General features: G+C 73.7%; 27 protein-coding genes and 2 tRNA genes. 20 read left to right on the plus strand and 9 right to left on the minus strand.

Going from position 1 to position 26,718, the window contains the following annotated elements:
- Positions 1-24 precede the first annotated feature (24 nt).
- Positions 25-855 carry a GNAT family N-acetyltransferase gene (locus ACIQUT_RS14120; RefSeq protein ID WP_403562813.1) on the plus strand — a complete coding sequence of 277 codons (831 nt, stop codon included), beginning with the start codon at positions 25-27 and terminating at the stop codon, positions 853-855.
- A gap of 11 nt (positions 856-866) precedes the next feature.
- Here the strand turns inward: ACIQUT_RS14120 and ACIQUT_RS14125 are convergent, their stop codons facing one another.
- A complete protein-coding gene (locus tag ACIQUT_RS14125; protein ID WP_403562814.1) occupies positions 867-1,370 on the minus strand; it encodes a DsbA family protein in 504 nt (167 codons plus the stop codon).
- A gap of 191 nt (positions 1,371-1,561) precedes the next feature.
- Between ACIQUT_RS14125 and ACIQUT_RS14130 the strand changes: the two genes are divergently transcribed.
- Together ACIQUT_RS14130 and ACIQUT_RS14135 are read left to right on the plus strand one after the other, a co-directional pair.
- Complete coding sequence (locus ACIQUT_RS14130) at positions 1,562-2,044, plus strand: hypothetical protein (protein WP_403562816.1); 483 nt, start codon at positions 1,562-1,564, stop codon at positions 2,042-2,044.
- Positions 2,045-2,193: 149 nt separating this feature from the next.
- A complete protein-coding gene (locus ACIQUT_RS14135; RefSeq protein WP_256987697.1) occupies positions 2,194-2,373 on the plus strand; it encodes a hypothetical protein in 180 nt (59 codons plus the stop codon).
- Here ACIQUT_RS14135 and ACIQUT_RS14140 read toward each other — a convergent pair.
- Together ACIQUT_RS14140 and ACIQUT_RS14145 are read right to left on the minus strand one after the other, a co-directional pair.
- Positions 2,314-2,934 (minus strand): CGNR zinc finger domain-containing protein, encoded by a 621-nt coding sequence (locus ACIQUT_RS14140; RefSeq protein WP_403562818.1) that lies wholly within the window; start codon positions 2,932-2,934, stop codon positions 2,314-2,316. The two genes, ACIQUT_RS14135 and ACIQUT_RS14140, sit on opposite strands and share 60 nt — an antisense overlap.
- 274 nt (positions 2,935-3,208) lie before the next feature.
- Complete coding sequence (locus tag ACIQUT_RS14145; RefSeq protein WP_030011909.1) at positions 3,209-3,622, minus strand: SsgA family sporulation/cell division regulator; 414 nt, start codon at positions 3,620-3,622, stop codon at positions 3,209-3,211.
- Between the two features lie 177 nt (positions 3,623-3,799).
- Here ACIQUT_RS14145 and ACIQUT_RS14150 point away from each other — a divergent pair, with 177 nt between their 5' ends.
- Both ACIQUT_RS14150 and ACIQUT_RS14155 read left to right on the plus strand, forming a co-directional pair.
- The gene (locus ACIQUT_RS14150; protein ID WP_403562820.1) at positions 3,800-4,270 is read left to right on the plus strand and encodes a TIGR02611 family protein; all 471 of its coding nucleotides are present in this window, start codon (positions 3,800-3,802) and stop codon (positions 4,268-4,270) included.
- 46 nt (positions 4,271-4,316) lie between these two features.
- Positions 4,317-4,388, plus strand: a tRNA-Val gene (locus tag ACIQUT_RS14155).
- 80 nt (positions 4,389-4,468) lie between these two features.
- Here the strand turns inward: ACIQUT_RS14155 and ACIQUT_RS14160 are convergent.
- Positions 4,469-7,072, minus strand: a complete 2,604-nt coding sequence (locus ACIQUT_RS14160; RefSeq protein WP_403562822.1) for an SCO7613 C-terminal domain-containing membrane protein — start codon at positions 7,070-7,072, stop codon at positions 4,469-4,471.
- Between the two features lie 102 nt (positions 7,073-7,174).
- On the opposite strand from ACIQUT_RS14160, the gene ACIQUT_RS14165 reads away from it, so the two are divergent.
- Positions 7,175-7,663, plus strand: coding sequence for an SRPBCC family protein (locus ACIQUT_RS14165; RefSeq protein WP_403562824.1), 489 nt, complete (start codon positions 7,175-7,177; stop codon positions 7,661-7,663).
- A gap of 33 nt (positions 7,664-7,696) precedes the next feature.
- Positions 7,697-7,768 (plus strand) — tRNA-Val (locus ACIQUT_RS14170).
- Between the two features lie 124 nt (positions 7,769-7,892).
- On the opposite strand, the gene ACIQUT_RS14175 is transcribed toward ACIQUT_RS14170, so the two are convergent.
- Positions 7,893-8,618, minus strand: coding sequence for a 3'-5' exonuclease (locus ACIQUT_RS14175; protein WP_403562826.1), 726 nt, complete (start codon positions 8,616-8,618; stop codon positions 7,893-7,895).
- A 213-nt stretch (positions 8,619-8,831) separates the two neighbouring features.
- On the opposite strand from ACIQUT_RS14175, the gene ACIQUT_RS14180 reads away from it, so the two are divergent.
- Positions 8,832-9,422: a DUF4365 domain-containing protein gene (locus tag ACIQUT_RS14180; RefSeq protein ID WP_403562828.1), complete on the plus strand. Its 591-nt coding sequence runs from the start codon at positions 8,832-8,834 to the stop codon at positions 9,420-9,422.
- Complete coding sequence (locus tag ACIQUT_RS14185) at positions 9,422-10,660, plus strand: hypothetical protein (protein ID WP_403562830.1); 1,239 nt, start codon at positions 9,422-9,424, stop codon at positions 10,658-10,660. Before ACIQUT_RS14180 ends, ACIQUT_RS14185 begins: the two co-directional genes overlap by 1 nt.
- A gap of 132 nt (positions 10,661-10,792) precedes the next feature.
- On the opposite strand, the gene ACIQUT_RS14190 is transcribed toward ACIQUT_RS14185, so the two are convergent.
- A complete protein-coding gene (locus ACIQUT_RS14190; RefSeq protein WP_403562832.1) occupies positions 10,793-11,338 on the minus strand; it encodes a GNAT family N-acetyltransferase in 546 nt (181 codons plus the stop codon).
- Positions 11,339-11,484: 146 nt separating this feature from the next.
- Here ACIQUT_RS14190 and thrS point away from each other — a divergent pair, with 146 nt between their 5' ends.
- Positions 11,485-13,461 carry a threonine--tRNA ligase gene (gene thrS / locus ACIQUT_RS14195; protein ID WP_403562834.1) on the plus strand — a complete coding sequence of 659 codons (1,977 nt, stop codon included), beginning with the start codon at positions 11,485-11,487 and terminating at the stop codon, positions 13,459-13,461.
- A gap of 102 nt (positions 13,462-13,563) precedes the next feature.
- Here the strand turns inward: thrS and ACIQUT_RS14200 are convergent, their stop codons facing one another.
- A complete protein-coding gene (locus ACIQUT_RS14200; RefSeq protein ID WP_403562836.1) occupies positions 13,564-14,244 on the minus strand; it encodes a potassium channel family protein in 681 nt (226 codons plus the stop codon).
- Between the two features lie 67 nt (positions 14,245-14,311).
- Between ACIQUT_RS14200 and ACIQUT_RS14205 the strand changes: the two genes are divergently transcribed.
- On the plus strand, positions 14,312-14,872 hold the full coding sequence (locus tag ACIQUT_RS14205) for an HIT family protein (RefSeq protein WP_403562838.1): 561 nt from the start codon (positions 14,312-14,314) through the stop codon (positions 14,870-14,872).
- A 96-nt stretch (positions 14,873-14,968) separates the two neighbouring features.
- Here the strand turns inward: ACIQUT_RS14205 and ACIQUT_RS14210 are convergent, their stop codons facing one another.
- Together ACIQUT_RS14210 and ACIQUT_RS14215 are read right to left on the minus strand one after the other, a co-directional pair.
- A complete protein-coding gene (locus ACIQUT_RS14210) occupies positions 14,969-16,633 on the minus strand; it encodes a hypothetical protein (protein WP_403562840.1) in 1,665 nt (554 codons plus the stop codon).
- A 130-nt stretch (positions 16,634-16,763) separates the two neighbouring features.
- A complete protein-coding gene (locus ACIQUT_RS14215) occupies positions 16,764-18,968 on the minus strand; it encodes an elongation factor G-like protein EF-G2 (RefSeq protein WP_403562842.1) in 2,205 nt (734 codons plus the stop codon).
- Between the two features lie 226 nt (positions 18,969-19,194).
- On the opposite strand from ACIQUT_RS14215, the gene pgsA reads away from it, so the two are divergent.
- The 9 genes from pgsA to ruvA all read left to right on the plus strand — a co-directional run bounded on the left by pgsA (position 19,195) and on the right by ruvA (position 26,631).
- Positions 19,195-19,938, plus strand: coding sequence for a phosphatidylinositol phosphate synthase (gene pgsA / locus ACIQUT_RS14220; RefSeq protein ID WP_403562844.1), 744 nt, complete (start codon positions 19,195-19,197; stop codon positions 19,936-19,938).
- Positions 19,938-20,843, plus strand: a complete 906-nt coding sequence (locus ACIQUT_RS14225) for a phosphatidylinositol mannoside acyltransferase (RefSeq protein WP_403562846.1) — start codon at positions 19,938-19,940, stop codon at positions 20,841-20,843. The genes pgsA and ACIQUT_RS14225 overlap by 1 nt, the downstream gene beginning before the upstream one ends.
- A complete protein-coding gene (locus tag ACIQUT_RS14230) occupies positions 20,840-22,009 on the plus strand; it encodes a glycosyltransferase family 4 protein (protein WP_403562848.1) in 1,170 nt (389 codons plus the stop codon). Before ACIQUT_RS14225 ends, ACIQUT_RS14230 begins: the two co-directional genes overlap by 4 nt.
- Positions 22,010-22,323: 314 nt before the next feature.
- On the plus strand, positions 22,324-22,863 hold the full coding sequence (locus ACIQUT_RS14235) for a hypothetical protein (protein ID WP_403562850.1): 540 nt from the start codon (positions 22,324-22,326) through the stop codon (positions 22,861-22,863).
- 138 nt (positions 22,864-23,001) lie between these two features.
- Entirely contained in the window at positions 23,002-23,913 is a 912-nt protein-coding gene (gene pdxS, locus ACIQUT_RS14240) for a pyridoxal 5'-phosphate synthase lyase subunit PdxS (RefSeq protein ID WP_403562851.1), read from the plus strand.
- A gap of 13 nt (positions 23,914-23,926) precedes the next feature.
- Complete coding sequence (gene pdxT, locus ACIQUT_RS14245) at positions 23,927-24,520, plus strand: pyridoxal 5'-phosphate synthase glutaminase subunit PdxT (RefSeq protein WP_403562853.1); 594 nt, start codon at positions 23,927-23,929, stop codon at positions 24,518-24,520.
- Positions 24,521-24,579: 59 nt separating this feature from the next.
- Positions 24,580-25,332: a YebC/PmpR family DNA-binding transcriptional regulator gene (locus tag ACIQUT_RS14250; protein WP_403562855.1), complete on the plus strand. Its 753-nt coding sequence runs from the start codon at positions 24,580-24,582 to the stop codon at positions 25,330-25,332.
- Positions 25,333-25,471: 139 nt separating this feature from the next.
- Complete coding sequence (gene ruvC, locus ACIQUT_RS14255; protein ID WP_403562857.1) at positions 25,472-26,002, plus strand: crossover junction endodeoxyribonuclease RuvC; 531 nt, start codon at positions 25,472-25,474, stop codon at positions 26,000-26,002.
- On the plus strand, positions 25,999-26,631 hold the full coding sequence (gene ruvA / locus ACIQUT_RS14260) for a Holliday junction branch migration protein RuvA (RefSeq protein WP_403562859.1): 633 nt from the start codon (positions 25,999-26,001) through the stop codon (positions 26,629-26,631). Before ruvC ends, ruvA begins: the two co-directional genes overlap by 4 nt.
- Positions 26,632-26,718: the final 87 nt, after the last annotated feature.

The raw sequence follows: 26,718 nt of genomic DNA on the forward strand, positions 1-26,718 counted from the left end.
CGCGGGGCGGGTAGAACCAGAAGGATGACCACCACCCTGCGGCCCAGCGGGCCGCTCCAGCAGGACGCCGGCGGCGCCCGGTCGCGTCCCTACGAGATCCGGGTCAACAGCAGGCGCGTGGGCGCGCTGCTCATCGCCTGCGACACCCCCTTCGGCCCGTCGGTCGGCGTGATCCGCGACCTGGCCGTCGACCCGCCCGACCGCGGGCGGGGCCGCGCCACCGTCGCCGCGCTCGCCGCGGAGGAGGTGCTGCGCGGCTGGGGATGCCGCCGGGTCACCGCCTCCGTCCCGACGGCCTCGCCGGCCGGCCTGCGCCTGGCCGCCGCCCTCGGCTACACCGAGTCCGGCCGCAACATGGCCAAGGACCTCCCGGCCGAGCCGCCCGCCCTGTCCGGCGGGGTGGAGGGCCGCCCGATGACACCGGCCGAGTACGAGGTCTGGCTCGCCGAGGCGCTGGAGGGCTACGCCGCCGACTGGGTCGGCCGGGGGATGCCGCCCGAGGCGGCACGGGCGAAGTCGGAGGCCGACCATGCCCGGGACCTGCCCCGGGGCCTGGACACCCCGGGGGTGGGCCTGTGCGTGCTGGAGGCGGCAGGTGTTCCCGTCGGCCATCTGTGGGTGGCGCCCGCGCCGTCCGGGCAGGGCGCGTACGTCTTCGACGTGGCGGTCGCCGAGCCGTACCGCGGCCGGGGGCACGGGCGGGACCTGATGCTGCTGGCCGAGCGTACGGCCCTGGCCGGCGGCCACCGCACGCTCGGCCTGCACGTCTTCGCCGGAAACACCCCGGCCCTCAGGCTCTACGCGTCCCTCGGCTACCGGCCGACCGGCATCAACTTCGCCAAGGACCTGCTCTAGACCGCTCCCGGTCAGTCGCTGTCGGCGGCCAGCAGCCGGTCCGCGATCTCCTCGATCCGGGCGCGCAGGCCCTCCTGGCTCTTGCCGCCGTCCAGGCGCTCGCCGCCGATGACGTACGTCGGCGTGCCCGTCACGCCGATCGCCTTGCCCTCGGCGTGATCGGCGTCGACGATCAGGATGTGCCGGCCGTCGATCAGGGCGGTGTCGAACTCCTCGGCGTCGAGGCCGAGTTCGCGAGCCACCTCCAGCAGCACGGCCTCGCCGCGCTCGCCCAGCTCCGCGGTGCGGGCGAGGACGGCCTCCGCGTACGGCCAGCCCTGCCCCTGCTCGGCGGCCTCCTCGGCGGCCTGTGCCGCGGCAAAGGAGTGCTTGTGCTTCTCCAGCGGGAAGTGGCGCAGCCGGATGTCCAGCCGGTCGCCGTAGCGGGCCCGCAGGGCGCGTACGTCGTCCAGAGCGCTGTGGCAGTCCGAGCACTGGAGCTCGCACCAGACGTCGAGGATCACGGAATCGGTCATGCCGACAGTCTCCCAGCCGCCGCCCCCCGGCAGCGCCGCGCACCCCCTGAGGAGGAGGCGTACCCGGAGATGTCCCGGAGATCCGCCGCAGGCCCCTCCCGCGCATGGCCCCGGCGGCGGCGACCGGTGCAGGATGGAGGGAACGGAGCACCGACCCCGCTGCCACCGCTGCCACCGCCCTGGAGGACCGCATGCTCGCCGAGACCATATGTTCCGCGCTGGCCGCGGCGGGCCTGGGCATCGCCGCGGTGACCGCCTACCGCAAGCGCTTCCTCACGGCCGCACGGATCGCGGCGTACGCGCTGGTGCCCGCCGGGCTCGTGCTGACGGGCGTGGTGGCGTGGGCCTCCGACATCGTCTTCAAGCCGACCGTGTGGGCCGGCTTCGGCGTGCTCGCGCTCGCCTGGGCGCTGTTCGCCACCACCCGCGCGGTCGAGCGCCGCGCCCTCGGCAAGGCGGACCAGACCGGCCGGACCGACCAGTCCGGCCGGGCTGCCGGGAAGGCCGGCAAGCCCGGGAAGGCGCCGCGGGCGGCCCGGGGGAGCGCCGCACCGGAGGCCGTCGCGCCCGCCGCGTCCGCACCCTCCCTCGGGCAGCCGAAGGCCCGGCCGGCGTCCGCACCCGACGACGACTTCTCCGACATCGAGGCGATCCTGAAGAAGCACGGAATCTGAGCCGGAAGCGCAGGGTCCGAGCCGGAAGCACGGATTGCCGGCCGCCGCCCCCGGTTTGCCCCGGGGATGACGAGAAGGGGTGAACTCCCGCCCGCACGAAGGCGTGTTGGGGGCAGTGCCCGGTGGCGCTGGGTCATCATCGCCCCGACATGCTCGAGACATCGCAGGGTGAGCCGACGGTTCCCGCGCCGGCCGCGGCTCCCGCCCCCGTTGCCGAGGAGCCGCGAGGCTGCCTCTTCGCGCTTTCCCAGCCGCCCCTGATGATCTTCCTAGGGGTGATCGGCACCCTGCTGCTGCTCGCCGCCGTGCACGACCTCTTCCTGCTCTGACGGCGCCGCGTCGGCCTCCTTGCGCCGCGCCCGGTACGCCGCGACGTGCAGCCGGTTCCCGCAGGTCCGGCTGTCGCAGTAGCGCCGCGAGCGGTTGCGGGACAGGTCGACGAAGGCCCGCCGGCAGTCGGGGGCCTCGCAGCGGCGCAGCCGCTCCTCCTCGCCCGAGACCACGATGAAGGCCAGGGCCATGCCGCCGTCCGCCGCGAGGTGGTCGCCCAGCGAGGCGCCGGGGGCGAAGTAGTGGACGTGCCAGTCGTAGCCGTCGTGGTTGGTCAGCTGGGGCGTCGTGCCGGCCGTGGCGACCAGCTCGTTGATCAGCCCGGCCGCGGCGCGGGTGTGCGGCGCCCCGAAGATCTGGGCGAACTTGCCGCGGACCGCGCGGACGCCCGCCAGGTCGCGGGCTCCCAGGTCGCCCACGTCGCTGATCTTGTACTCGCGGACGAACTCGCGCAGCGAGCCGATGTCGGCGAGTCCGTCGGGCTGGTCCGCCTCGGCCGCGGTGTTCACCAGCGCGACGACGACGTCGAGCGCGCCACGGGTGTCGTGGGGGATCTGCACGGAACTCGCTCCCTGTGGCCGGGCCTGCGGCGACGGGCCGGTGCCGCCGCTTGGGGGCCGACTCTAGCCGCCCCCGGCCGCCGCCGGGAGGTGCCCCGGTGCGGACGGCGGGGGCGGAAAGCGCGCCGGCGCCGCCCTCGCGGGCGGCTTCCGCGAGAACAGCGCCGGCACTGCCGTATGTGGTTTTTCCCCAGCCCGCACCGTCGCCCCGAGTCGGACGGTGCTGCGCAGTGGTCCCCGGCTGCCGCCGGGGGCGCTCCCCGCGGGGGCTGGCTCAGCTCTCCGCCAGGATGTGCGAGAGCTCCTTGTCCAGGTCGAAGTGCCGGTGCTCGGTCCCGGGTGGGACCGCGGCGTCCGTGCGCTTGAGGAATGACTCGAGCGCCCGGGCGGGTGCTTCGAGCAGTGCTTCTCCCTCCGGTGAGCTCAGGGCGATGCAGACGACGCCCTGACCGTGGCTGCGGGACGGCCAGACGCGGACGTCCCCGGTTCCGGTGGGCCGGTGGAGACCCTCCGCGAGGAGGTCGCGGGCGAACACCCATTCGACCGTCTCCTCGGCGCCGGTGTGGAAGGTGGCGTGCACGGCGTAGGGATCGGCCGTGTCATACCGCAGGCCCGCGGGAACAGGCAGTGAGGACTCGCTCGACACAACGAGGCGCAGGTGCAGCTCGCAGCTGACCGTGGTGTTCATAAGCGCCAGGGCCTTTCGCTCAGTGTGCGCTCGGGGATTCGCACGTCGGCGAAATCGACATGCCACCTACGGTGCCGTTGTAAACCCCTCTGACCGTTTTGCGGACCTCTGGGTCCCTCGGACGGCGGATCCACACCGCCGTACCCGTGTGCTTCCGGCTCCGGTAGATTCGGGCCCATGAATACGGGGAGTGAGCGCGAGGCCCGAGGGTCCGCAGCCGGGCAGACCGGCAACGAAGCCGGTGCCGAGAGTGTCGCGACCGCCACCGAAGCGGCGCCGCACGTGTCGAAGGCGCCCGCTTTCATCCGGCGCAGCCGCTCGCTGCACATCAGCTGGCAGGTCGGCGTCTTCGTCGTCGGCCTCGCCGTGATCGTCGCGGGCGCGGCCATGCTCGTCCTGCCCGGCCCCGGGTGGGTCGCGATCTTCGCGGGTCTGGCGATCTGGGCCACCGAGTTCGCCTGGGCGCACCTCGTCCTGCGCTGGACGAAGCGCAAGGTCACCGAGGCCGCCCAGAAGGCCCTCGACCCGAAGGTCCGCCGCCGCAACATCATCCTCACCACGGTCGGGCTCGTGATCGCCGGCGCGCTGATCGGCTTCTACCTGTGGAAGTACGGCCTCACGATGCCCTGGGACCTCAAGGACCAGTGATGGTCAAAGAGCGCCGCTCACATGGGGTAATGTTTGCGGTGCGCCCGGGCGATTAGCTCAGTGGGAGAGCGCTTCGTTCACACCGAAGAGGTCACTGGTTCGAACCCAGTATCGCCCACCCGGACCGAGGGCCCGGAGACGGAAACCGTCTCCGGGCCCTCGGCGTTTCCAGGCGTTCCGGGTGGTTCCGGGCGTTCCTCACCGGAAGCGGCCCAGCGCCGCCCGGAGCCGGCGCGCGTCCCGCAGCCGCTTCTCGTACGTCGCCCCCACCGCCAGGAGCAGCAGCCCCGCCAGTGCCGGCGGCAGCCACCGCGGCAGCAGCCCGACCACCTGGACCACGTACGGCGCCAGCTCGTGCAGGGCCACCGCGGCCAGGACGCCGCCGCCCAGCAGCAGGGGGGCCTGCAGCCTGCGGTGCGCGCCCACCAGTGTCACCGCGAGCGCCGCCGCGCCCAGCAGCAGCGGCCGCAGCCAGTACGGGTCCTGCCAGGCCTCGGCCAGGCCGGGCAGCAGCGTCGCCCCCAGCCCCGGCCCGTACGCCGTCCAGGACGAGGCCTCCGGGTCCCTGCGGCGGCGCAGCAGCCCCACCGCCAGGGCCGCCGCCGTCACCGGCAGCGTGTACGCCTCCGTCACCGTCACCCCGGACACCCACAGGCGCAGCCACGCCGCCACGACGCCCAGCACCGCGGCCGCCCAGCCCAGCCGGCGCCGCTCCGGCCGGACGGCCGCCCCCGCGCAGACCACCGCCGCCAGCGCGCACGCCAGGGACAGCACCGCCGGCTCCCGCACCGCCGCCGCGAGCGCCACCACGCCCACCCCGGCCCCGGCCGCCTCCGCCGCCGGGCGCACCCGGCCCAGCCGCGGCCCCGCGGCCGCCGGCGCCGCGGCCACCGCCAGCAGCGGCAGGGACCACCAGGCCACCGCGAGCCCCGCCAGCGCGCACAGCGCCGCCACCACGGCCGCCGCGTACCCGACGGCGAGCACCGCCGCGCCCGCCCGCACGTCCGCCGGGGCGCTCCGCCGCGCCGCCACCGCGGCACAGCCCGCACCGAGCGCCCCGAACACCGCGAAGGTGGCCCAGCGCCCGTCCAGCGCCGCGAGAGCCACATCCACGGCCCCGACCGCAGCACACACCGCGGCCACCCTCCCGACACCGTCGGCAAAACCCGCCGTACCCGCGGCACCTGTGGTCTCCGTGGCGCCCGTGGCGCTCGCCGTGCCCGCGCCGGCCGCCTCCCCGGTGCCGGCCGCCGCCCGCAGTGCCAGCGCGGCGGTCGCCGCCGTCACCGCCAGCTGCGCCCCGAGCACCACCGCCACCGGCAGCCCCTTGCCCATCGGGGCCGTGAACAGCCCGGCCCAGCCGCACACCACCGCGACCGCCCGCACAGCCGCCGCCACCGACACACCCGTACCCGGCACCCCTGCCGTGTCCGCGCTCGACGGCGGTTCGGCAGCGCCCCGAAGGGGCGCGGGGAACTGCGTGACCGGCCACGACCGGGCCGCAGACGAGCGCCGGACCGCAGCAGCACCTCCCGCGGAGCGCTCCGGCAGGAGGCGGGGCGTCCACCATGCGGCCGCCGCCGTGACCAGCAGGGCCGTGGTCGCCGCGGCGCCGGGGCCGTACGCCGCCACCCCGGCCGGGACGACCGGGGTCCAGGCGTCCCGGGCCACCTCCACCCGCGACAGGACCGGCGCCAGCGCCGACGCCAGACCCCACAGCGCGGCCCCCGCCGCCACCGCGGCTCCCGCCCCGCCCAGGCCGCGCCGCACCGCCCCCGGCAGCGCGGCCACCGCGGCCGCGCCCAGCAGCGGCAGCGCGAGCAGCAGGCACAGCACCACCGGCCAGCCCGGCGCCAGCTCCGGCCGGGCCGGGCCGGCCAGCGCCGCCACCGCCGCCAGACCGCCCGCCAGCGCGGCGCCCGACGCGGCCGGCACCCGCCAGGCCACCGCCACGCCCAGCACCGCACACCCCGCGACCAGCAGCGCCGGCTCCGCGGCAGCGGCCGCAGCCCCCGCCGCCGCCAGCCCCGGCACGCCGCACAGCAGCGCGCCGGCCCCGCACACCGCCGCCAGGACCCACACCGCCGGCCCCGTCCAGGCCGCCCGCGCCCGCAGCCCCGCCGCGAAGCCCCCGAACACCGCCAGGGCGCAGTCCAGGGCCGCCGTCGCCAGCAGCGCCCACCCGAGCCCCACCGGCCCCTCCGCCGACGCGAGCGCCGCCAGCGGCAGCGGGAGCTGCGCCGCGAGCACCGCCCCCGCGGCCGGGACCACCAGCCTCGCCAGCAGCGCCCCGTACGCCGCCCACACCGCGGCCAGCACGGCCGACGCCCCGGCCGCGTACGCCGTGCCGCCGGTCCCCGGCAGGGCCACCGCGTGCAGCGCGTACGCGTCCAGCACCGTCAGCAGCAGCCCGACCGCCGCCACCGACTCGGCCGTCGACCGCAGCCCGCGCCGCAGCAGCAGCGCCGGCGCGCCCAGGGCCGCCACCGTCACCACGCCCAGCACCGCCGAGCGCCCCCCGATCCCCAGGGAGCCCCAGCTGACCAGGGTGAACGCGAGGGCCGCCACGGCCAGCAGCACCGCACCCAGCGTCAGCAGCACGTTCTGCGCACCCGGGCCCGAGGCCTCCGCCGTACGCACGGGCTGCGACACCGGCAACCCGCCGCCGGCCGTCCCGGACGCCGCCGCGAACTGCAGCAGCCAGGCCCGACGGGCCAGCAAGTAGCCGCGCCGGGCATCGAGTTGCGCCAGCTCGCGGTCGATCAGCGCCAGCTCCTCGGCGGGCGGCAGAGGCATGTTCATGCTCGGAGTGTGGCCCCGCTCACGCCCCGGGGACATGGGTGCGCGTACTCAGATCCGCGCTGAGTACGCCCCGGCCCCCGCCCGGCGCGCCAGACTGAAGGCATGGACCGCAGCCGCCGCGGCCGGTGGAGCCGCTACCGCTTCCGCAGCCTGTGGGACCTCGACGCCCCGCCCGAACGCGTCTACTCCGTACTGGAACAGGCCGACGACTACGGGAGCTGGTGGCCGCAGGTCCGCGGCATCGAGCGGATCGACGCGCACAGCAGCGCACTGCGCATCCGCTCCGTCCTCCCGTACGAGATCCGGATCACCGCCTCCGAGGTGCTGCACGACCCCGCGCGCCGGATCCTGGAAGCCGCCCTCCACGGGGACATCGAGGGCTGGGCGCGCTGGACCGTACGCCCGCTCCCGGGCGGCGGCGGGACGAGGGTGCTCTACGAGCAGGAGGTCGAGGTGCGGCGGCCGCTGCTGCGCCGCCTGTCGCTGCCCGCCCGGCCGCTCTTCCGGCTCAACCACACGCTGATGATGCGGGCCGGGCGGCGCGCCCTGGCCGCCCGGCTGGCCGCCGGGCCGGATGCGGTTTGGACCTGACCCCGTGCCTCTTGTATTGTTCAGTGCGTTCCCGGGCGATTAGCTCAGCGGGAGAGCACTTCGTTCACACCGAAGGGGTCACTGGTTCGATCCCAGTATCGCCCACCGGGAGAGGCCGGTCCGTCATACGACGGACCGGCCTTCCGCATTCCCGGCCCGCACCGCACCGCCCGCCCCGCCCCGCACCCGCCGCCCGGCACCCACCACCCCACGGCCGCCGCCCACCGCCTCACGCCGCCGTCGACACCTCCGGCCGCAGCGGCCAGTGCGGATCCACCGCCTCCGGCGTCCCCTGCCGCGCGAACCACGCCTGCAGCCCGCGCGCCTGCGCCGCGTGCCACACCGCCTGCAGCGTGTGCAGTTCGGCCGGCGAGAGCCGCTCCAGCCGGCCCGCGAACCGCCGCCCCACCGCCCGTACGACCTCCAGCGAGGCCAGTGCGTCCGCCGCCGCGTCGTGCGCGCCGTCCAGCTCTATCCCGTAGTGCTCGCACAGGGCCGTCAGCGTGCGCCGCCCCTTGCGGTACCGGTCCAGGTGCTTGTCCAGTACCCGCGGATCCAGCACCGTCAGCGGCCGGTTGTCCAGGTACCGGGCCAGCGAGGACGCCCGGTGCCGGCGCAACTCCCGGTCCAGCAGGGTCAGGTCGAACGGCGCGTTCATCACCACCACCGGGCGGCCCGCGACCTGCTGCTCCGCCAGCGCCCGGGCTATCTCCTCCACGACCGGCGCCGGCCACCGGCCGTTGTGCTGGAGGTACTCGTCCGTCAGGCCGTGCACGTCCGTGGCCTCCCGCGGAACCGGCACCCCCGGGTTGACCAGCCAGCGCGTCTGGCGGACCCGGCCGCCCGCGCACTCCTGTACGACGAGAGCGGCGGACACGATCCGGTCCTGCTCCACGTCCACCCCGGTCGTCTCCGTGTCGAATGCGGCCAGCGGGCCCTCGTACCAGCGTGTCATGGCGAACTCCTCGTCCCCGATCGGCAGATGGGGCGTACGTCGAACACGCCACCCTTGCCCGAATCCGTGATACCCGGCCCGTTTGCGCCGTACGCCGTTTGCGGCCCGCCCGCTGGGGAGACAACCACCCTGGGGGACCGCACACATGACCGGCCGTCACCCCGCCCGCTCTCATCCGGCCAGAGCCCGCAAGGGCATGGGGAGCATCCGGCCATGGCACTCACACAGCCCGAACCGGGCGGGGTGCTGCAGGGGCGCACGGGTGCGCGCGACCAGGCGCGCCCCGCACCGCTGCGCGGCACACTCGCCACCACCGCCTGCATGGAGACCCTCCAAGTGGGATACCTGCACGCCGTCGCGGCCGCCGCCGGCTGCTCGCTGTCCCAGCCCTTCCCCGACAACGGCATCGACTGGCAGGTCAGCCACGGCGCGCCCGAGCACGTCGTGGACGACGAGGTCACCATCAAGGTGCAGCTGAAGGCGACCTACCAGATCCCGCCCGAACCGCCCGGGCCCACCTTCGCCTTCACGCTCGACAACGCCCACCTGGTGAAGCTGGCCCGGACCCCGGTCGCCGTCCACAAGATCCTCGTCGTGATGCTCGTCCCGCGCGAGCGCGACCGCTGGCTGTCCGCCGGCCACGACCGGCTCGACCTGCGGCACTGCTGCTACTGGACCAACCTCGCCGGGCACCCCGTGACCGGCCGGCGCCGCACCACCGTCCGGATCCCCACCACACGGATCTTCGACGACCGGGCGCTGTGCGAGATCATGACCCTCGTCGGGTCGGGAGGGACACCTTGATGCACCGGCCGCCACCGCGCCTCCAACCGCCTGCCGCCCTGCCGGAGTTCGGCGACCGCCCCGCCCCGGGAGTCCCCGACCCCGAACGGGTCGACCCGGCCGTGTTCGGCGTCCTGCTGCGCCGGCACGGCTGGCAGCGCCGCGGAGGCGCGGCCGGCCGCTACGGGCGGTGGACGCCGCCCGAGGCCGATCCGGCGGCCCGCACGGGCACCAGCCTCCTCGTCCCGGAGACCCGCGCCTTCCCCGACTGCACCGACCTGCTCGAAGAAGCGCTCGCCGCGCTCGCCCGCGGCGCCCTGCCCTGCGCCCGCGAGGTGCTCCACGGGCTGAGCGTCCCCAGCGACGAGATCCGCTGGGAGCGGCAGAACCCCCAGGTCCCGCGGACCCCCGGCCGCAGCCCGCGCGCCCTGACCGTGGAGGACCACCTGCGCGCGGCCGCCCACAGCCTCCTGCTCGCCGGGGCGCTGGCGGCCCGGTCCACCGCCGGGTACTACGGGGCCCGGCACCGCCGCCAGGCCGAACGGGACCTCGACGGAGTGGTGGCCGGGCCGTCCTCCGCCGGGGGCCGGCTCACCGCGTACCTGCCCGTCGCCGGCGGCCGCGGCACCGTGACTTGGCTGCACCACGCCCTGCACGCGGCCCGCGAAGCCGCGGACTACCGGCGCACCACCGGCGGGATGGAGGCCTTCGACGCCGCGGTCCAGACCGGCGTCAGCCGGGAGCTCGCCGACGCGCTGATCGACCTCGTCAGCGGCTCGGAGGGCGCCCGGATCGCGCTGGCCTGGGCGCCGGCGGCCGGGGCTCCCGCCGGATGCGCGGCCCGGCCCGAACCGGTGGAGTTCTCCCCGGGGGACCTGCCCGCACTCCGCGAGGCCTCCGCGCGCTACACCCGGGACGAGCCCTCCGTCCCGGTGCAGATCACCGGCACGGTGGTCCGCATGCGCCGCACCACACCCGCGGCCGGCGGGGCGGTCCGCCTCCGGGTGCTGTCCGGGGCCGACGTCCCGCAGGTGCGGATGGCCCTGGACGAGCGGGCGTACCGGGTGGCCGGGCACGCCCACCTCGCCGGAGTGCCGATCAGGGTCACCGGGCGGCTCCAGCGGCGGGGCGGCTTCCGCCGCGTCGCCGAGATCACCGACGTACGGGCCGTTCCCCTGGACGAGGCCCAGCGCGACCGGCTGATCAAGTCGATGGACGAGTCCCTCGACCCCTCGGACGTCCTGGCCGCCGACGACTGACCGAGACCGAGCGCTATGGGGGAGGTCCCGTGAGGGGTCGGCGCTTGTCCGCGGGCCGGTTGCGGCCGGTCGCGCAGTTCCCCGCTCCCCTCCGGGACGCTGCCGAACCGCCGTCGGCCTCGCCGCGGCCGCTCAGCCGCCGGCCGGGGCAGCGGCCGCCCGGCCGGTGCGCGGCACCAGGGTGAAGGAGGCCATGACCAGACCGGGTACGGGGGAGAAGTCCGCCCCGCGGACGAAGCCGAAGCGCTCGTACAGCGCCACCGCCGGGGAGTTCGCCGCGCCCGTCGACACCGTCACCGGCCGGTCCGCCGGGACCTCGGCCAGCAGGGCCCGCAGCAGCAGCGAGGCCACACCCCGCCGGAACCAGGCCGGGTCCACGCACAACCGGTCCACGCACACCGAGCCGTCCGGCTCCCGCTCCCAGGCCAGGAACCCGGCGAGCGGGCCGCCCGACCCGTTCGAACCGTCAGGTCCGTCCGCTCCCGCGCCCGCCGCCCCCAGCCAGCGCAGCGGCCGCTCCCGCAGCTCGGCGAGGCTCTCGCGCAGCGCCGGTATGCCGTCGAAGCCGATCAGCCGCGCCTCCACCGCGTACGCCGCCCGGCCGATCCGGTGCACGGCGGCCGCGGTCGCGTCGTGGCCGAGGTCCAGGGGCCCCACCGGCCCGGTCGTCGTCGCCATGCCCCCACGCTAGCGAACGGGAGGTCGCGCCCCGCACGGGAATCAGCGCGGGAACAGGCATAACCGTTTCGCGGGCGGGCCGCCGCTCTCGGTACGATTCAGTCGCGCAGCGTTCGCTGTGGCATTCCTTCAGTCAGGAGAAACCGGTGTCAGACGTCCGTGTGATCATCCAACGCGATTCCGAGCGGGACGAGCGCGTGGTGGCCACGGGCACTACTGCCGCCGACCTCTTCGCCGACGAGCGCACCGTGATCGCCGCGCGCGTGGCGGGCGAGCTCAAGGACCTCTCCTACGCGGTCCAGGACGGCGAGACCGTCGAGCCCGTGGAGATCTCCTCCCCGGACGGCCTCGACATCCTCCGCCACTCCACCGCGCACGTCATGGCGCAGGCCGTGCAGGAGCTCTTCCCCGAGGCCAAGCTGGGCATCGGCCCGCCGGTCCGGGACGGTTTCTACTACGACTTCGACGTCGCGCGGCCCTTCACCCCCGATGACCTCAAGGCCATCGAGAAGAAGATGCAGGAAATCCAGAAGCGCGGGCAGAAGTTCTCCCGCCGCGTGGTCACCGACGAGGCCGCCCGCGAGGAGCTCGCCGACGAGCCGTACAAGCTGGAGCTCATCGGCATCAAGGGCTCGGCCTCCACCGACGACGGTGCGAACGTCGAGGTCGGCGCCGGCGAGCTGACCATCTACGACAACCTGGACGCCAAGACCGGCGAGCTGTGCTGGAAGGACCTCTGCCGCGGTCCCCACCTGCCCACCACCCGCAACATCCCGGCGTTCAAGCTGATGCGGAACGCGGCCGCCTACTGGCGCGGCAGCGAGAAGAACCCGATGCTCCAGCGCATCTACGGCACCGCCTGGCCGTCGAAGGACGAGCTGAAGGCCCACCTCGACTTCCTCGCCGAGGCCGAGAAGCGCGACCACCGCCGCCTCGGCACCGAGCTGGACCTCTTCTCCATCCCGGACGAGATCGGCTCCGGCCTCGCCGTCTTCCACCCCAAGGGCGGCATCATCCGCCGGGTCATGGAGGACTACAGCCGCAAGCGGCACGAGGAGGAGGACTACGAGTTCGTCTACTCGCCGCACGCCACCAAGGGGCAGCTCTTCGAGAAGAGCGGCCACCTGGACTGGTACGCGGAGGGCATGTACCCCCCCATGCAGCTCGACGGTGGTACCGACTACTACCTCAAGCCCATGAACTGCCCGATGCACAACCTGATCTTCGACGCCCGCGGGCGCTCCTACCGTGAGCTGCCGCTGCGCCTGTTCGAGTTCGGCACCGTGTACCGGTACGAGAAGTCCGGCGTCGTCCACGGCCTGACCCGGGCCCGCGGCTTCACCCAGGACGACGCGCACATCTACTGCACCCGCGAGCAGATGGCGGAGGAGCTGGACCGCACCCTCACCTTCGTGCTGAACCTGCTCCGCGACTACGGCCTGACCGACTTCTACCTGGAGCTGTCCACCAAGGACCCGGAGAAGTTCGTCGGCTCGGACGAGGTCTGGGAGGAGGCCACCGCCACCCTCCAGCAGGTCGCCGAGAAGCAGGGCCTCCCGCTGGTCCCGGACCCGGGCGGCGCCGCCTTCTACGGCCCGAAGATCTCGGTCCAGTGCCGCGACGCCATCGGCCGCACCTGGCAGATGTCGACCGTCCAGCTCGACTTCAACCTGCCCGAGCGCTTCGACCTGGAGTACACCGCGGCCGACGGCTCCCGCCAGCGCCCGGTCATGATCCACCGTGCGCTGTTCGGCTCCATCGAGCGGTTCTTCGCGGTCCTGCTGGAGCACTACGCCGGCGCCATGCCGCCGTGGCTCGCCCCGGTCCAGGCCGTCGGCATCCCGATCGGCGACGCGCACGTGGACTACCTGAAGGAGTTCGCCGCCGAGGCGAAGAAGAAGGGCCTGCGGGTCGAGGTGGACGCCTCCTCCGACCGCATGCAGAAGAAGATCCGGACCTGGCAGAAGCAGAAGGTTCCGTTCATGATCATCGTCGGTGACGACGACATGGCCGCCGGCACCGTCTCCTTCCGCTACCGCGACGGTTCGCAGGAGAACGGGATCGCCCGTGACGAGGCACTGGCCAAGCTCGTTTCCGTAGTGGAGCGCCGAGTCCAGGTGTGATCTGCTCCCCGCGTGAGCGGGGATGATCCGAAGATGCGCAAGCACCACGAGCTGAAGGTGCCTTGATCCCCGCGCCAGCGGGGCTGAAGCCCCCGGGAAGTCTCACTTCCCGGGGGTCTTCCCGTTCCGCGGGGGCCTCCGCTCGTCCCGCTCGAAGACCTGGACGAGCCACGACGAGAACGAGCCCGTCACCGCGCCCAGCAGCGCCAGGCCGAACGCCATCATGAAGACGGCGATCACGCGGCCCATCGTCGTCACCGGGACCACGTCCCCGTACCCGACCGTCGTCAGCGTCGCGCACACCCACCAGACCGAGTCCCCGAAGGTGACGATGCTCGCCCCGGGCGCGTACCGCTCCTGCTGGTACACGGCCAGGGCGCCGGCGAAGCCCAGCAGCACGGCAGCCGTCCCGGCGTACGCGACCACCCGCGCGTACAGGTCCATCCGCGGCCTGTCCCGCCGGCGCTGCAGGGCCATGTAGATCTGCACCAGCCGCAGGGGGCGCAGCAGCGGAAGCAGCAGGACCAGGGTGTCGAGCACGTGCGTGCGCAGGAAGCGCAGCGGGCGCAGGCCGCTCAGCAGCATCCGGACCAGGTAGTCCACGACGAAGCACAGCCAGGTGCCGCCGACGACGACGAGCGCGACGCCGCGCACCCAGCTCTCCGCCGGCGGGACGAGGACGTAGACGGCGTAGGCGGCGAGGTAGAGCAGCGAGGCGATCAGCAGGGGGACCTCGGTCAGGTCCTCCCAGTGCTGCCTGCGCTCGGCCGATACTTCGTGCATCCGGCCAGGATCCCCGCCCGCGGGGCGATCTCCGCCCCGACGACACGCCGCGCCAGGGCAAGGTCATATGCTGCATCACATGACGACTCAGCCGGAGCAGCAGAATGGCGTCGGGACGCAGGACTCGTTCCAGCGGCTGTGGACGCCCCACCGCATGGCCTACATCCAGGGCGAGAACAAGCCCACCGGCCCGGAGGCCGGGGACGGCTGCCCCTTCTGCGGGATCCCGGAGATGTCCGACGGGGACGGCCTGATCGTCGCCCGGGGCAAGCACGTCTACGCCGTGCTGAACCTCTACCCGTACAACGGCGGCCACCTGATGGTGGTCCCGTACCGGCACGTCGCCGACTACACGGAGCTGGACGCGGCCGAGACGGCCGAGCTGGCCGACCTCACGAAGCGGGCCATGGTCGCGCTGCGCAAGGCGTCCGGGGCGCACGGTTTCAACATCGGCATGAACCAGGGCTCGGCGGCGGGCGCGGGTATCGCCGCGCACCTGCACCAGCACATCGTGCCCCGCTGGGGCGGGGACACGAACTTCATGCCCGTCGTCGGCCACACGAAGGTGCTGCCGCAGCTCCTTGCCGACACCCGGCAGATGCTCGCCGACGCCTGGCCGAACGACTGAGCCCGGGTACCGCGCCCCGTAAGGGGCGCGGGGAACTGCGCGACCAGCCCCCACCGGCCTGCGGTGCCATGACCGGACGGGCTTCCCGCGGAGCGCTCAGGCGTCGTAGACGTCCGCCTTGCGCGGGGACGCGTCCTGGACCATGCCGCTGACCACCATCGACCGGTTCCCGAAGCGCTCGGTGTCGACGCCGTTCTCGTCCAGGACCCGCATCGCGGCGGCGTGGACGGCGCGCAGGACCGGGGTCGCGGCGCGCATCGCGTCGTCGGCCATGAACCGGTGGCGCCACGGCTGGCCCGCCCACACGTGGCGGGCGCCGAAGGGCTCGGGCAGCACCAGCTTGCCGCCGAAGTAGTCCAGCAGCGGCGGGTACCAGGTCAGCGGGGCCCGGACGGCGAGCCGGACCACCTCCTGGGCGTCGATCAGGGGCAGCGGGCGCTCCACGGTCTCCCAGAACCTGATCGACTTGGGGACCTCCACCACCGGGGGCTTGGACTTCGTGCCGAACAGGCCGTGGACCGGGCCGAGGGCGTGGCCGGTGACCTCCACCCGCAGCGTCTTGTAGAGCACGGTGACCGTGACCAGCATGGTGATCACGAGCTGGCCGTCCCACAGCGGGTACTGGATGCCGAGGTAGTGCCGGTTGCCGCCGCTGAACTGCTGCTCGTTGCAGATGCGGGTGATCTCGTGCGCCTTGACGAGGAAGGTGTCCACGTCCGCGCCCGACGGGCGGGCCACCTCGGCGGCGCCCTCGCCGACGGGGGCGACGATCCAGTGCTGGACGGACGCGGGCGGGAGGCCGCCGGTGTGCAGGGGGCCGCGCTCCAGCTTGCGCAGCTCGGTGTCGACGGCCCGTATGACGTCCCAGCTGCGGAACGGGTGGATGTCCGCGCCCTCGGTCTTGGGGACGAGCTCCTCGGCCAGCTGCCAGCTGCCCCAGCGGGTGCCCATGCCGAGGATCCCCTTGGGGCCGGCGTAGAAGACCGAGTTGCTGCGGTTCTCGGCGGTGAGCTTGGCCAGGGCGTGGCGCAGGTCCTCGCGGGCCTTCTCGTCGGGGTTGCCGGGCACGGCCTCGGGGATCTTGGCGCCGATGCCGCCGCCCGAGAGGAGGCCGTCCCAGCGGGAGCGCAGGTCGGCGGCGGTGGACTCGCAGATCCGGCGGGCGAGGAACCAGCCGAGGGCCGGCGCGATGATCATGCCGCGCAGGTAGAGGCCGAGGAACCCGTCGAACGGCAGCCGGAACATCATGACGGCCGCGACGAGGCCGACGCCGACCAGGACGAGGGTGCTCATCCAGGAGGCGTACTTCTCGCTGCCCAGCAGGGTCTTGCGGAGCTGGAACAGGCCGAGCCACAGCAGCAGGCCGGGGAGGAACACCACCCCGGCGACCAGCATGATCAGGCGCAGCTTGCGGTCGCGCTGCTTGCGGATGTGGGAGGCGGCCAGGCAGTGCTCCACCACGGTCTGCGGGTCGGCGCCGAAGGACTGGATGATCGGCTTGCGGCCGGCCGGGAGCGTCCGGGCCTCGACGGCGCGGCAGAAGGCCTCGCCGAGGTTCGGCTCGAAGAGGGAGATTCTCGGGGCCTTGACGGTGGAGGAGTGGTACTCGTTGTTGGCGTCGAGAATCGCGGACAGCTTGGTGTCCTTGCCCCCGTCGCGGTAGGCCGCCGAGGCGAGGGCGTTGGTCGCGGCGGTCTGGCCGCCACCGCCCTGGAGTGGGATCTGTGCCCCGGGCCTGAAGTCGAATCCGTCGTCCGCCACCGCTGCCCCCATCGCTGTGCGTCGTGCTGTTGTGCCGCGCGGATGAGCCTATCGGCGTATCTGCCCCCACGGTCATGGGACAGGGAAATGCCGCCCGCCGCAAGAGGGTTGGACGGGCGGCTCCCTGGCGCTACGCCAGAGTGCTTCCCTTCTCCAGCTGTTCGCGCACCTTGTCGGCGATATGCGGCGGCATCGGTTCGTGGCGGGCGTAGTCGCGGGTGAAGCTGCCGGTGCCGTGTGAGACGGAGCGCAGGTCGATCGCGTAGCGGCTGATCTCGATCTCGGGGATGTCGGCGCGGACCAGGGTGCGCCCCTGGGGGGCTTGCTCGGTGCCGACGACGCGGCCGCGCCGGCCGGCGAGGTCGCTCATGACGGGGCCGACGTAGTCGTCGGGTACGAGGACGGTGAGCTCGGCGACGGGTTCGAGGAGGTGGACGGTGGCCTCGGCGGCGGCCTCGCGCAGGGCGAGCGCGCCGGCGGTCTGGAAGGCGGCGTCGGAGGAGTCCACGGAGTGGGCCTTGCCGTCGAGGAGGGTCACCCGGATGTCGACGAGGGGGTAGCCGGCGGCCACGCCGCGGGCGGCCTGGCTGCGGACGCCCTTCTCGACGGAGGGGATGAACTGCCGGGGCACGGAGCCGCCGACGACCTTGTCGACGAACTCGATGCCGCTGCCCGGCGGGAGCGGCTCGACCTCGATCTCGCAGATGGCGAACTGGCCGTGGCCGCCGGACTGTTTGACGTGCCGGCCCCGGCCCGCGGCCTTCGCGCCGAAGGTCTCGCGCAGGCTGACCTTGTGGGGGACCGGGTCGACCTGGACGCCGTACCGGGTGCGCAGGCGTTCGAGGGCGACGTCCTGGTGGGCTTCGCCCAGGCACCACAGGACGAGCTGGTGGGTGTCCGGGTTCTGCTCCAGCCGCATGGTCGGGTCCTCGGCGACGAGGCGGGCGAGGCCCTGGGAGAGCTTGTCCTCGTCGGCCTTGCTGTGGGCCTGGATGGCGACCGGGAGCAGCGGGTCGGGCATCTGCCACGGCTCCATGAGCAGGGGCCGGTCCTTGGCGGAGAGGGTGTCGCCGGTCTCGGCGCGGCCCAGCTTGGCCACGCAGGCCAGGTCGCCGGCGATGACCTGGGTGAGGGGGCGCTGCTGTTTGCCGAAGGGGGAGGTGAGGGAGCCGATGCGTTCGTCGACGTCGTGGTCCTCGTGGCCGCGGTCGGTGAGGCCGTGGCCGCTGACGTGGACGGTCTGCTCGGGGCGGAGGGTGCCGGAGAACACCCGCACGAGGGAGATGCGGCCCACGTAGGGGTCGGAGGAGGTTTTGACGACCTCGGCGACGAGGGGGCCGTCGGGGTCGCAGGTGACGGCCGGGCGTTCGGCGCCGTCGGGGGCGGTGACGGGGACGGGGGCGGTTTCGAGGGGGGTGGGGAAGCCGCCGGTGACCAGTTCGAGGAGTTCGACGGTGCCGAGGCCCTGGCGGGCGCCGTCCGCCGCGGGCGCGGCCATCAGGACCGGGTGGAAGGTCCCGCGGGCGACGGCGCGCTCCAGGTCGTCGACGAGCGTCTTGAGGTCGATGTCCTCGCCGCCGAGGTAGCGGTCCATGAGGGTCTCGTCCTCGCTCTCCGCGATGATGCCCTCGATGAGGCGGGAGCGGGCTTCCGTGATCTGTTCGAGCTCCTCGGGCGCGGGGTCGCGTTCGACGCGGTCGCCGCCGGCGTACTCGTACACGCGCTGCGTCAGCAGGCCGAGGAGGCCGGTGACGGGTGCGTGCCCGTCGGGCCCGGCGGGGCCGTACAGCGGGAGGTAGAGGGGGATGACGGCGTCGGGGTCGTCGGCGCCGAAGGCCTCCCCGCAGACCGCGGCCATCTGGGCGTAGTCGGCGCGGGCCGCCTCCAGATGGGTGACGACGATGGCGCGGGGCATGCCGACGGCCTGGCACTCCTCCCACAGCATGCGGGTGGCGCCGTCGATGCCGTCCGAGGAGGAGACGACGAAAAGGGCCGCGTCCGCGGCGCGCAGACCGGCCCTGAGCTCGCCGACGAAGTCGGCGTATCCGGGGGTGTCCAGGATGTTGACCTTGACCCCGCCCCATTCGACGGGGACGAGGGAGAGCTGTACGGAACGCTGCTGGCGGTGCTCGATCTCGTCGTGGTCGGAGACGGTGGCGCCGTCCTCGACCCGGCCGGCCCTGGTGACGGCTCCGGCGGTGAGGGCGAGGGCCTCGACGAGCGTGGTCTTGCCGGCCCCGCTGTGGCCGACCAGCACGACGTTCCGTACGGACGAGGGCCGGTCGGCCGTCGGTGCCCTGCCGGCGGCTCCGGCTTGGTGTGATGTGGCTCCCATGATGCTCGTGCCTCCCGGGGTGACGGTGAGGAGGTGATCGGCGTCCTTCGAGCTTTGCACCGGCGTCACTCTGCGTCCATATGTAATACGCGCCGCCGTCCGGCGCATGGCGGGAGCACGGCCGGACCGGCTCCCCGCGGGTTTCGGGCAGGGGGCCGGGCCGGGTGCCGGCGGGCTCCGGCGGCGCCCGGCCGATTGCCCGGCACGAACCGGTGGGTGCGCGGGTATGCCGCCCCGGGCCGCTGGCTACGATGGGCCAGCCGGTGGCCGATGGGGCCGTACGGCCCAGCGACCCTCCGGGAAGGCCATGCTGAACAAGTACGCGCGTGCGTTCTTCACGCGTGTTCTCACGCCATTCGCCGCTTTTCTCCTCCGGCGGGGGGTGAGCCCGGACGCGGTCACGCTCATCGGCACGGCCGGTGTGGTGGCCGGAGCGCTGGTCTTCTTCCCCCGGGGCGAGTTCTTCTGGGGCACGATCACCATCACGCTCTTCGTGTTCTCCGACCTCCTCGACGGGAACATGGCCCGCCAGGCCGGGGTCTCCAGCCGCTGGGGCGCCTTCCTCGACTCCACCCTCGACCGGGTCGCCGACGCGGCGATCTTCGGCGGCCTCGCGCTCTGGTACGCGGGCCTCGGCAACGACAACGTGCTGTGCGCGGTGACGATCTTCTGCCTGGCCAGCGGCCAGGTCGTCTCGTACACCAAGGCCCGCGGCGAGTCCATCGGCCTGCCCGTGGCCGTCAACGGCCTCGTCGAGCGCGCCGAACGCCTGGTGATCTCGCTGGTCGCGGCCGGCCTGTCCGGGCTGCAGACCTTTGGCGCGCCCTCGTGGCTCGGCGTGCTGCTGCCGGTCGCGCTCTGGGCGGTGGCGGTCGGCTCCCTCGTCACCCTGATCCAGCGCGTGGTCACCGTACGCCGGGAGGCGGCCGAGGCCGACGCCGCGGCCGCGTCCGGGCCGGGTGCCGCCTGATGGGCGCCGCACAGGACCGCCTGGTCGACGGGTTGTACGGGCTCGGCTGGGCCGCCGTGAAGAAGCTTCCCGAGCCCGCGGCGGTGGCCCTCGGCCACCGGATCGCCGACTTCGCGTGGCGGCGCCGCGGCAAGGGCGTGCTGCGGCTGGAGTCGAACCTCGCCCGGGTCGTGCCGGACGCCGGGCCCGAGCGGCTCCGGGAGCTGTCGCGGGCGGGCATGCGCTCGTACATGCGGTACTGGATGGAGTCCTTCCGGCTGCCGACGATGGACCCCGCGCGGTTCGGCACCGACGTCTCCCTCAAGGACGACCACATCCTCAAGGAGGCCGTCGCCTCCGGCCGCGGGGTCATCGTCGCCCTGCCCCACCTGGCCAACTGGGACCTCGCCGGCGCCTGGGTCACCGGGCACCTGGGCATCCCCTTCACCACCGTCGCCGAACGGCTGAAGCCCGAGTCGCTCTACGACCGCTTCGTCGCCTACCGCGAGAGCCTCGGCATGGAGGTCCTCCCGCACAGCGGCGGCGCCGCCTTCGGCACCCTGGCCCGCCGGCTCCGGGCCGGCGGCCTGATCTGCCTCGTCGCCGACCGGGACCTGTCCGCGTCCGGCGTCGAGGTGGACTTCTTCGGCGCGACCGCCCGGATGCCCGCCGGGCCGGCCCTGCTGGCCCAGCAGACCGGCGCCGCCCTGCTGCCCGCCACCCTGTACTACGGCGACACGCCCAAGCTGTACGGCCGGATCCACCCCGAGGTGGAGGTCCCCGCCACCGGGACCAGGACCGAGAAGACCGCCGCCATGACGCAGGCGGTGGCCGACGCCTTCGCGCAGGGCATCGCCGACCACCCGCAGGACTGGCACATGCTCCAGCGGCTGTGGCTGGACGACCTGGAGGAGCGCTCCGCGTGAAGATCGGCATCGTCTGCCCGTACTCGTGGGACGTGCCCGGCGGCGTCCAGTTCCACATCCGGGACCTCGCCGAGCACCTGATCCGCCTCGGCCACGAGGTGTCGGTGCTCGCCCCGGCCGACGACGAGACCCCCCTCCCGCCGTACGTGGTCTCGGCCGGGCGGGCCGTGCCGGTGCCCTACAACGGCTCGGTGGCCCGGCTGAACTTCGGGTTCCTGTCGGCGGCGCGGGTGCGGCGCTGGCTGCACGAGGGCGTCTTCGACGTGATCCACATCCACGAGCCCGCCTCGCCGTCGCTCGGGCTGCTCTCCTGCTGGGCCGCACGGGGCCCGATCGTGGCCACCTTCCACACCTCCAACCCGCGGTCGCGGGCGATGATCGCGGCGTACCCGATCCTCCAGCCGGCCCTGGAGAAGATCAGCGCGCGGATCGCGGTGAGCGAGTACGCCCGGCGCACCCTCGTGGAACACCTCGGCGGGGACGCCGTCGTCATCCCGAACGGCGTCGACGTGGACTTCTTCGCCTCCGCCGAGCCGAAGGCCGAATGGGCCGGGCAGACCCTCGGGTTCATCGGCCGCATCGACGAGCCGCGCAAGGGCCTGCCCGTGCTGATGGCGGCGTTCCCGCGGATCGCCGAGGAGTGCCCCGACGTACGGCTGCTCGTCGCGGGCCGCGGCGACGAGGAGGAGGCCGTGGCCTCCCTGCCCGCCGAGCTGCGGGAGCGCGTGGAGTTCCTCGGCATGGTCTCGGACGAGGACAAGGCGCGGCTGCTGCGCAGCGTGGACGTGTACGTCGCCCCCAACACCGGCGGCGAGAGCTTCGGCATCATCCTCGTCGAGGCCCTGTCGGCCGGGGCCGCCGTACTCGCCTCCGACCTGGACGCGTTCGCCCAGGTCCTGGACCAGGGCGCGGCGGGGGAGCTGTTCGCGAACGAGGACGCCGACGCCCTCGCCGCGGCCGCGGTGAAACTGCTGCGGGACCCGGCGCGGCGGGCGGAGCTCAGCGCGCGCGGCTCCGCGCACGTGCGCCGCTTCGACTGGTCGACCGTGGGTGCCGACATCCTCGCCGTCTACGAGACGGTGACCGACGGCGCGTCGGCCGTCGCCACCGACGAACGCATCCCCCTCCGCACCCGCCTGGGCCTCACCCGAGACCCCTCCTCCTGACCCGCCCACCCACACCCGGTCCTGCACCCAGCCCCAGGCCCGTCCTGAGCCTGAGCCCCGGTCCCGGTCCCGGTCTGAGCCCGGGCCGGGCCCGCGCCCGCGTCTCCGTCCGAGCCCAGGTGCGGGCCCGCGTCTACTCCGGTCTGCGTCCGGGCCCCGGGTCCGGGTCCGGTCCGGGCCCCGGGTCCGAGCCTCAGGTCCGAGCCCCGGATCCGGGCCCGGTCTGAGTCCGGCCTTGTGTCCGGTCCCGAGGTCGGGCGCTGCCCGGACCCGGGGCCGGGGGGTGCCCGGGGGTGGCGGTAGAGTCGCGGGCCGTGATCGAAACCCTTGTCTGGACCGCGCTGGTTCTCGCTGTTGTCGGGGTCTACCTCAGCTGGACCGCCGGACGCCTGGACCGGCTCCACACGCGCATGGACGCCGCCCGCGCCGCCCTGGACGCGCAGCTCGTCCGCCGCGCCTCGGTGGTGCTGGAGGTGGCCACCTCCGGCGCGCTCGACCCGGCCTCCTCGATCGTGCTGTACGAGGCCGCGCACGCCGCTCGCCAGGCCGACGAGGAGCACCGCGAGGTCGCCGAGAGCGAGCTCAGCCAGGCGCTGCGCGCGGTGTTCGCCGACGCCGCCCAGGTGGAGGAGCTCAAGGCCGCCCCGGGCGGCGAGGCCGCCGCCGAGGACCTCGCCGCGGCCGTGCGCCGGGTGCCGATGGCCCGCCGCTTCCACAACGACGCCGTACGGGCGGCGCGCGCGCTGCGCCGGCACCGCAAGGTCCGCTGGTTCAGGCTGGCCGGGCACGCCCCGTTCCCCCTCGCCTTCGAGATGGACGACGAGCCCCCGGCCGATCTCGCGGACCGGCCGTAGTTGTACCCATTGGCCAAGTCGAAAGGAGCCACCGGCTCCTCATTGGCCCTTGCGGTGGACTGGTCGGGGGCGGTTTGCTCGGCGGAGCATTGCCGCAGCACCATGGCAGCACCGTCTTCCTTCGAGTGAGGTTCACCCGTGAGCACGCTTTCCTCCACCCCGCAGACCCCCGAGACCGGCACTGCGCGCGTCAAGCGCGGCATGGCCGAGCAGCTCAAGGGCGGCGTGATCATGGACGTCGTCAACGCCGAGCAGGCGAAGATCGCCGAGGACGCCGGCGCGGTGGCCGTCATGGCCCTGGAGCGGGTCCCCGCGGACATCCGCAAGGACGGCGGCGTGGCCCGCATGTCGGACCCGAACATGATCGAGGAGATCATCGAAGCGGTCTCCATCCCGGTCATGGCCAAGTCCCGCATCGGCCACTTCGTAGAGGCCCAGGTGCTGCAGTCCCTCGGCGTCGACTACATCGACGAGTCCGAGGTCCTGACCCCGGCCGACGAGGTCAACCACTCCGACAAGTGGGCGTTCACCACCCCCTTCGTCTGCGGCGCCACCAACCTCGGCGAGGCCCTGCGCCGCATCGCCGAGGGCGCGGCCATGATCCGCTCGAAGGGCGAGGCCGGCACCGGCAACGTCGTCGAGGCCGTCCGCCACCTGCGCCAGATCAAGAACGAGATCGCCAAGCTGCGCGGCTTCGACAACAACGAGCTGTTCGCCGCCGCCAAGGAGCTGCGCGCCCCGTACGAGCTCGTCAAGGAGGTCGCCGAGCTCGGCAAGCTCCCGGTCGTGCTGTTCTCCGCCGGCGGTGTCGCCACCCCGGCCGACGCCGCGCTGATGCGCCAGCTCGGCGCCGAGGGCGTCTTCGTCGGCTCCGGCATCTTCAAGTCGGGCGACCCGGCCAAGCGCGCCGCCGCCATCGTGAAGGCCACCACCTTCTACGACGACCCGAAGATCATCGCGGACGCGTCCCGCAACCTGGGCGAGGCCATGGTCGGCATCAACTGCGACACCCTGCCCGAGGCCGAGCGCTACGCCAACCGCGGCTGGTAAGGCACCCCCGAAGATGAACAACCCCCCCGTCATCGGCGTCCTGGCCCTCCAGGGCGACGTCCGGGAGCACCTGATCGCCCTGGCCGCGGCGGATGCCGTGGCCAGGCCGGTTCGGCGCCCCGAAGAACTCGCCGAGGTCGACGCCCTCGTCATCCCCGGCGGCGAGTCCACGACCATGTCGAAGCTCGCCGTCCTCTTCGGCATGCTGGAGCCGCTGCGCGAGCGCGTCCGGTCCGGCATGCCCGTGTACGGCACCTGCGCCGGCATGATCATGCTCGCCGACAAGCTGCTCGACGGCCGCGAGGACCAGGAGACGCTCGGCGGCATCGACATGATCGTCCGCCGCAACGCCTTCGGCCGCCAGAACGAGTCCTTCGAAGCGGCGATCGACTTCGCCGGCATCGAGGGCGGCCCGGTCGAGGGCGTCTTCATCCGCGCCCCGTGGGTGGAGTCGGTCGGCGCGCAGGCCGAGGTCCTGGCCGCGTACGACGGCCACACGGTCGCCGTCCGCCAGGGCAACGTCCTCGCCACGTCCTTCCACCCGGAACTGACCGGGGACCACCGGGTCCACGCCTACTTCGTCGACATGGTGCGCACGGGGCCGTAATAGGCTCCCGGTAGGATCAGAGGCGAACACCATGTTGGTTACGCGAAGGAGACAGGCGGATGTCCGGCCACTCTAAATGGGCTACGACGAAGCACAAGAAGGCCGTGATCGATGCCAAGCGCGGCAAGCTCTTCGCGAAGCTGATCAAGAACATCGAGGTCGCGGCCCGTATGGGCGGTCCCGACATCGACGGCAACCCGACGCTCTTCGACGCCGTGCAGAAGGCGAAGAAGCAGTCGGTCCCGAACAAGAACATCGACTCCGCGGTCAAGCGCGGCGGCGGCCTCGAGGCCGGCGGCGCCGACTACGAGACGATCATGTACGAGGGCTACGGTCCCAACGGTGTCGCGGTGCTCATCGAGTGCCTCACCGACAACCGCAACCGTGCCGCGTCCGACGTGCGCGTCGCCATGACCCGCAACGGCGGCTCCATGGCCGACCCGGGCTCGGTCTCGTACCTGTTCAACCGCAAGGGCGTCATCATCCTGCCCAAGGGCGAGCTGTCCGAGGACGACGTCCTCGGCGCCGTGCTGGAGGCGGGTGCCGAAGAGGTCAACGACAACGGCGACACGTTCGAGATCATCAGCGAGGCCACCGACCTGGTCGCGGTCCGCACCGCGCTCCAGGAAGCCGACATCGACTACGACTCGGCCGACTCCAGCTTCGTCCCGACCATGCAGGTCGAACTGGACGAGGAGGGCGCGCGGAAGATCTTCAAGCTGATCGACGCGCTGGAGGACAGCGACGACGTCCAGAACGTCTTCGCCAACTTCGACGTCTCGGACGAGGTCATGGAGAAGGTCGACGCCTGACCGGCGTCCACCGCCCACAGCAGGTCAGCCGGGCCGACGGGGAACACACCCCGTCGGCCCGCTGCGTTGTCGGTGCCACCCGATAGCCTGCACGCACGCGCGATCGGGTGATCGGGCGATCCGAGAAGGGGCGGGTGCGGTGCGCGTACTTGGCGTGGACCCGGGACTGACGCGCTGCGGCGTCGGCGTGGTGGAGGGCGTGGCCGGCCGCGCCCTGACCATGCTCGGCGTGGGCGTCGTCCGCACCCCGGTCGATGCGGAGCTCGGCGACCGGCTCGTCGCCGTCGAGCAGGGCATCGAGCAGTGGCTCGACGAGCACAGCCCGGAGGTCGTCGCCGTCGAGCGCGTCTTCAGCCAGCACAACGTCAGCACGGTCATGGGCACCGCCCAGGCCAGCGCCGTCGCCATGCTGTGCGCCGCCCGCCGCGGCATACCCGTCGCCCTGCACACCCCCAGCGAGGTCAAGGCCGCCGTCACCGGCACCGGCCGGGCCGACAAGGTCCAGGTCGGCGCCATGGTCACCCGGCTGCTGCGGCTCTCCGCACCGCCCAAGCCCGCCGACGCCGCGGACGCCCTCGCCCTCGCCATCTGCCACATCTGGCGCGCCCCCGCCCAGAACCGCCTCCAGCAGGCGGTCGCCCTGCACACCCCGAAAGGCCGTACCCGATGATCGCCTTCGTCAGCGGCCCGGTCGCCGCGCTCAGCCCCACCCTGGCCGTCGTCGAGGTCGGGGGAGTGGGCATGGCAGTGCAGTGCACCCCGAACACCATCGCCGGCCTCCGCGTGGGCGAGGACGCCCGACTGGCCACCTCCCTGGTCGTCCGGGAGGACTCGCTCACCCTGTACGGCTTCGCCGACGACGACGAGCGGCAGGTCTTCGAGCTGCTCCAGACCGCCAGCGGCGTCGGGCCGCGCCTCGCCCAGGCCATGCTCGGCGTGCACAGCCCGGACGCGCTGCGCCGGGCCGTGGAAGCGGGCGACGAGAAGGCCCTGACCGCGGTCCCCGGCATCGGCAAGAAGGGCGCCCAGAAGCTCCTCCTCGAACTGAAGGGCAAGCTCGGCGCCCCCCAGGGCGCCGGAGCCCTGGTCGGGGCCCAGCGCGCGGCCGCCGCCGGCCCCGCCCCCTGGACCGAGCAGCTCTCCGCCGCCCTCATCGGCCTCGGCTACGCCTCCCGCGAGGCGGAGGAGGCCGTCGCGGCCGTCACCCCGCAGGCCGAGGCCGCCATCGCCGACGGCGGGTCCGCGCCGGTGCCGCAGCTGCTGCGCGCCGCCCTGCAGACCCTCAACCGCGCCCGCTGACCGGCCGCGCTCCCGCGCCCCGCCCCCCACCGCCGCTGCCGCCGGCGCACCGCCGGCCGGCAGCCGACCACCGTACGAACCGAGAAG

This window comes from Streptomyces sp. NPDC090445 (assembly GCF_044769385.1).
GTDB lineage: Bacteria > Actinomycetota > Actinomycetes > Streptomycetales > Streptomycetaceae > Streptomyces.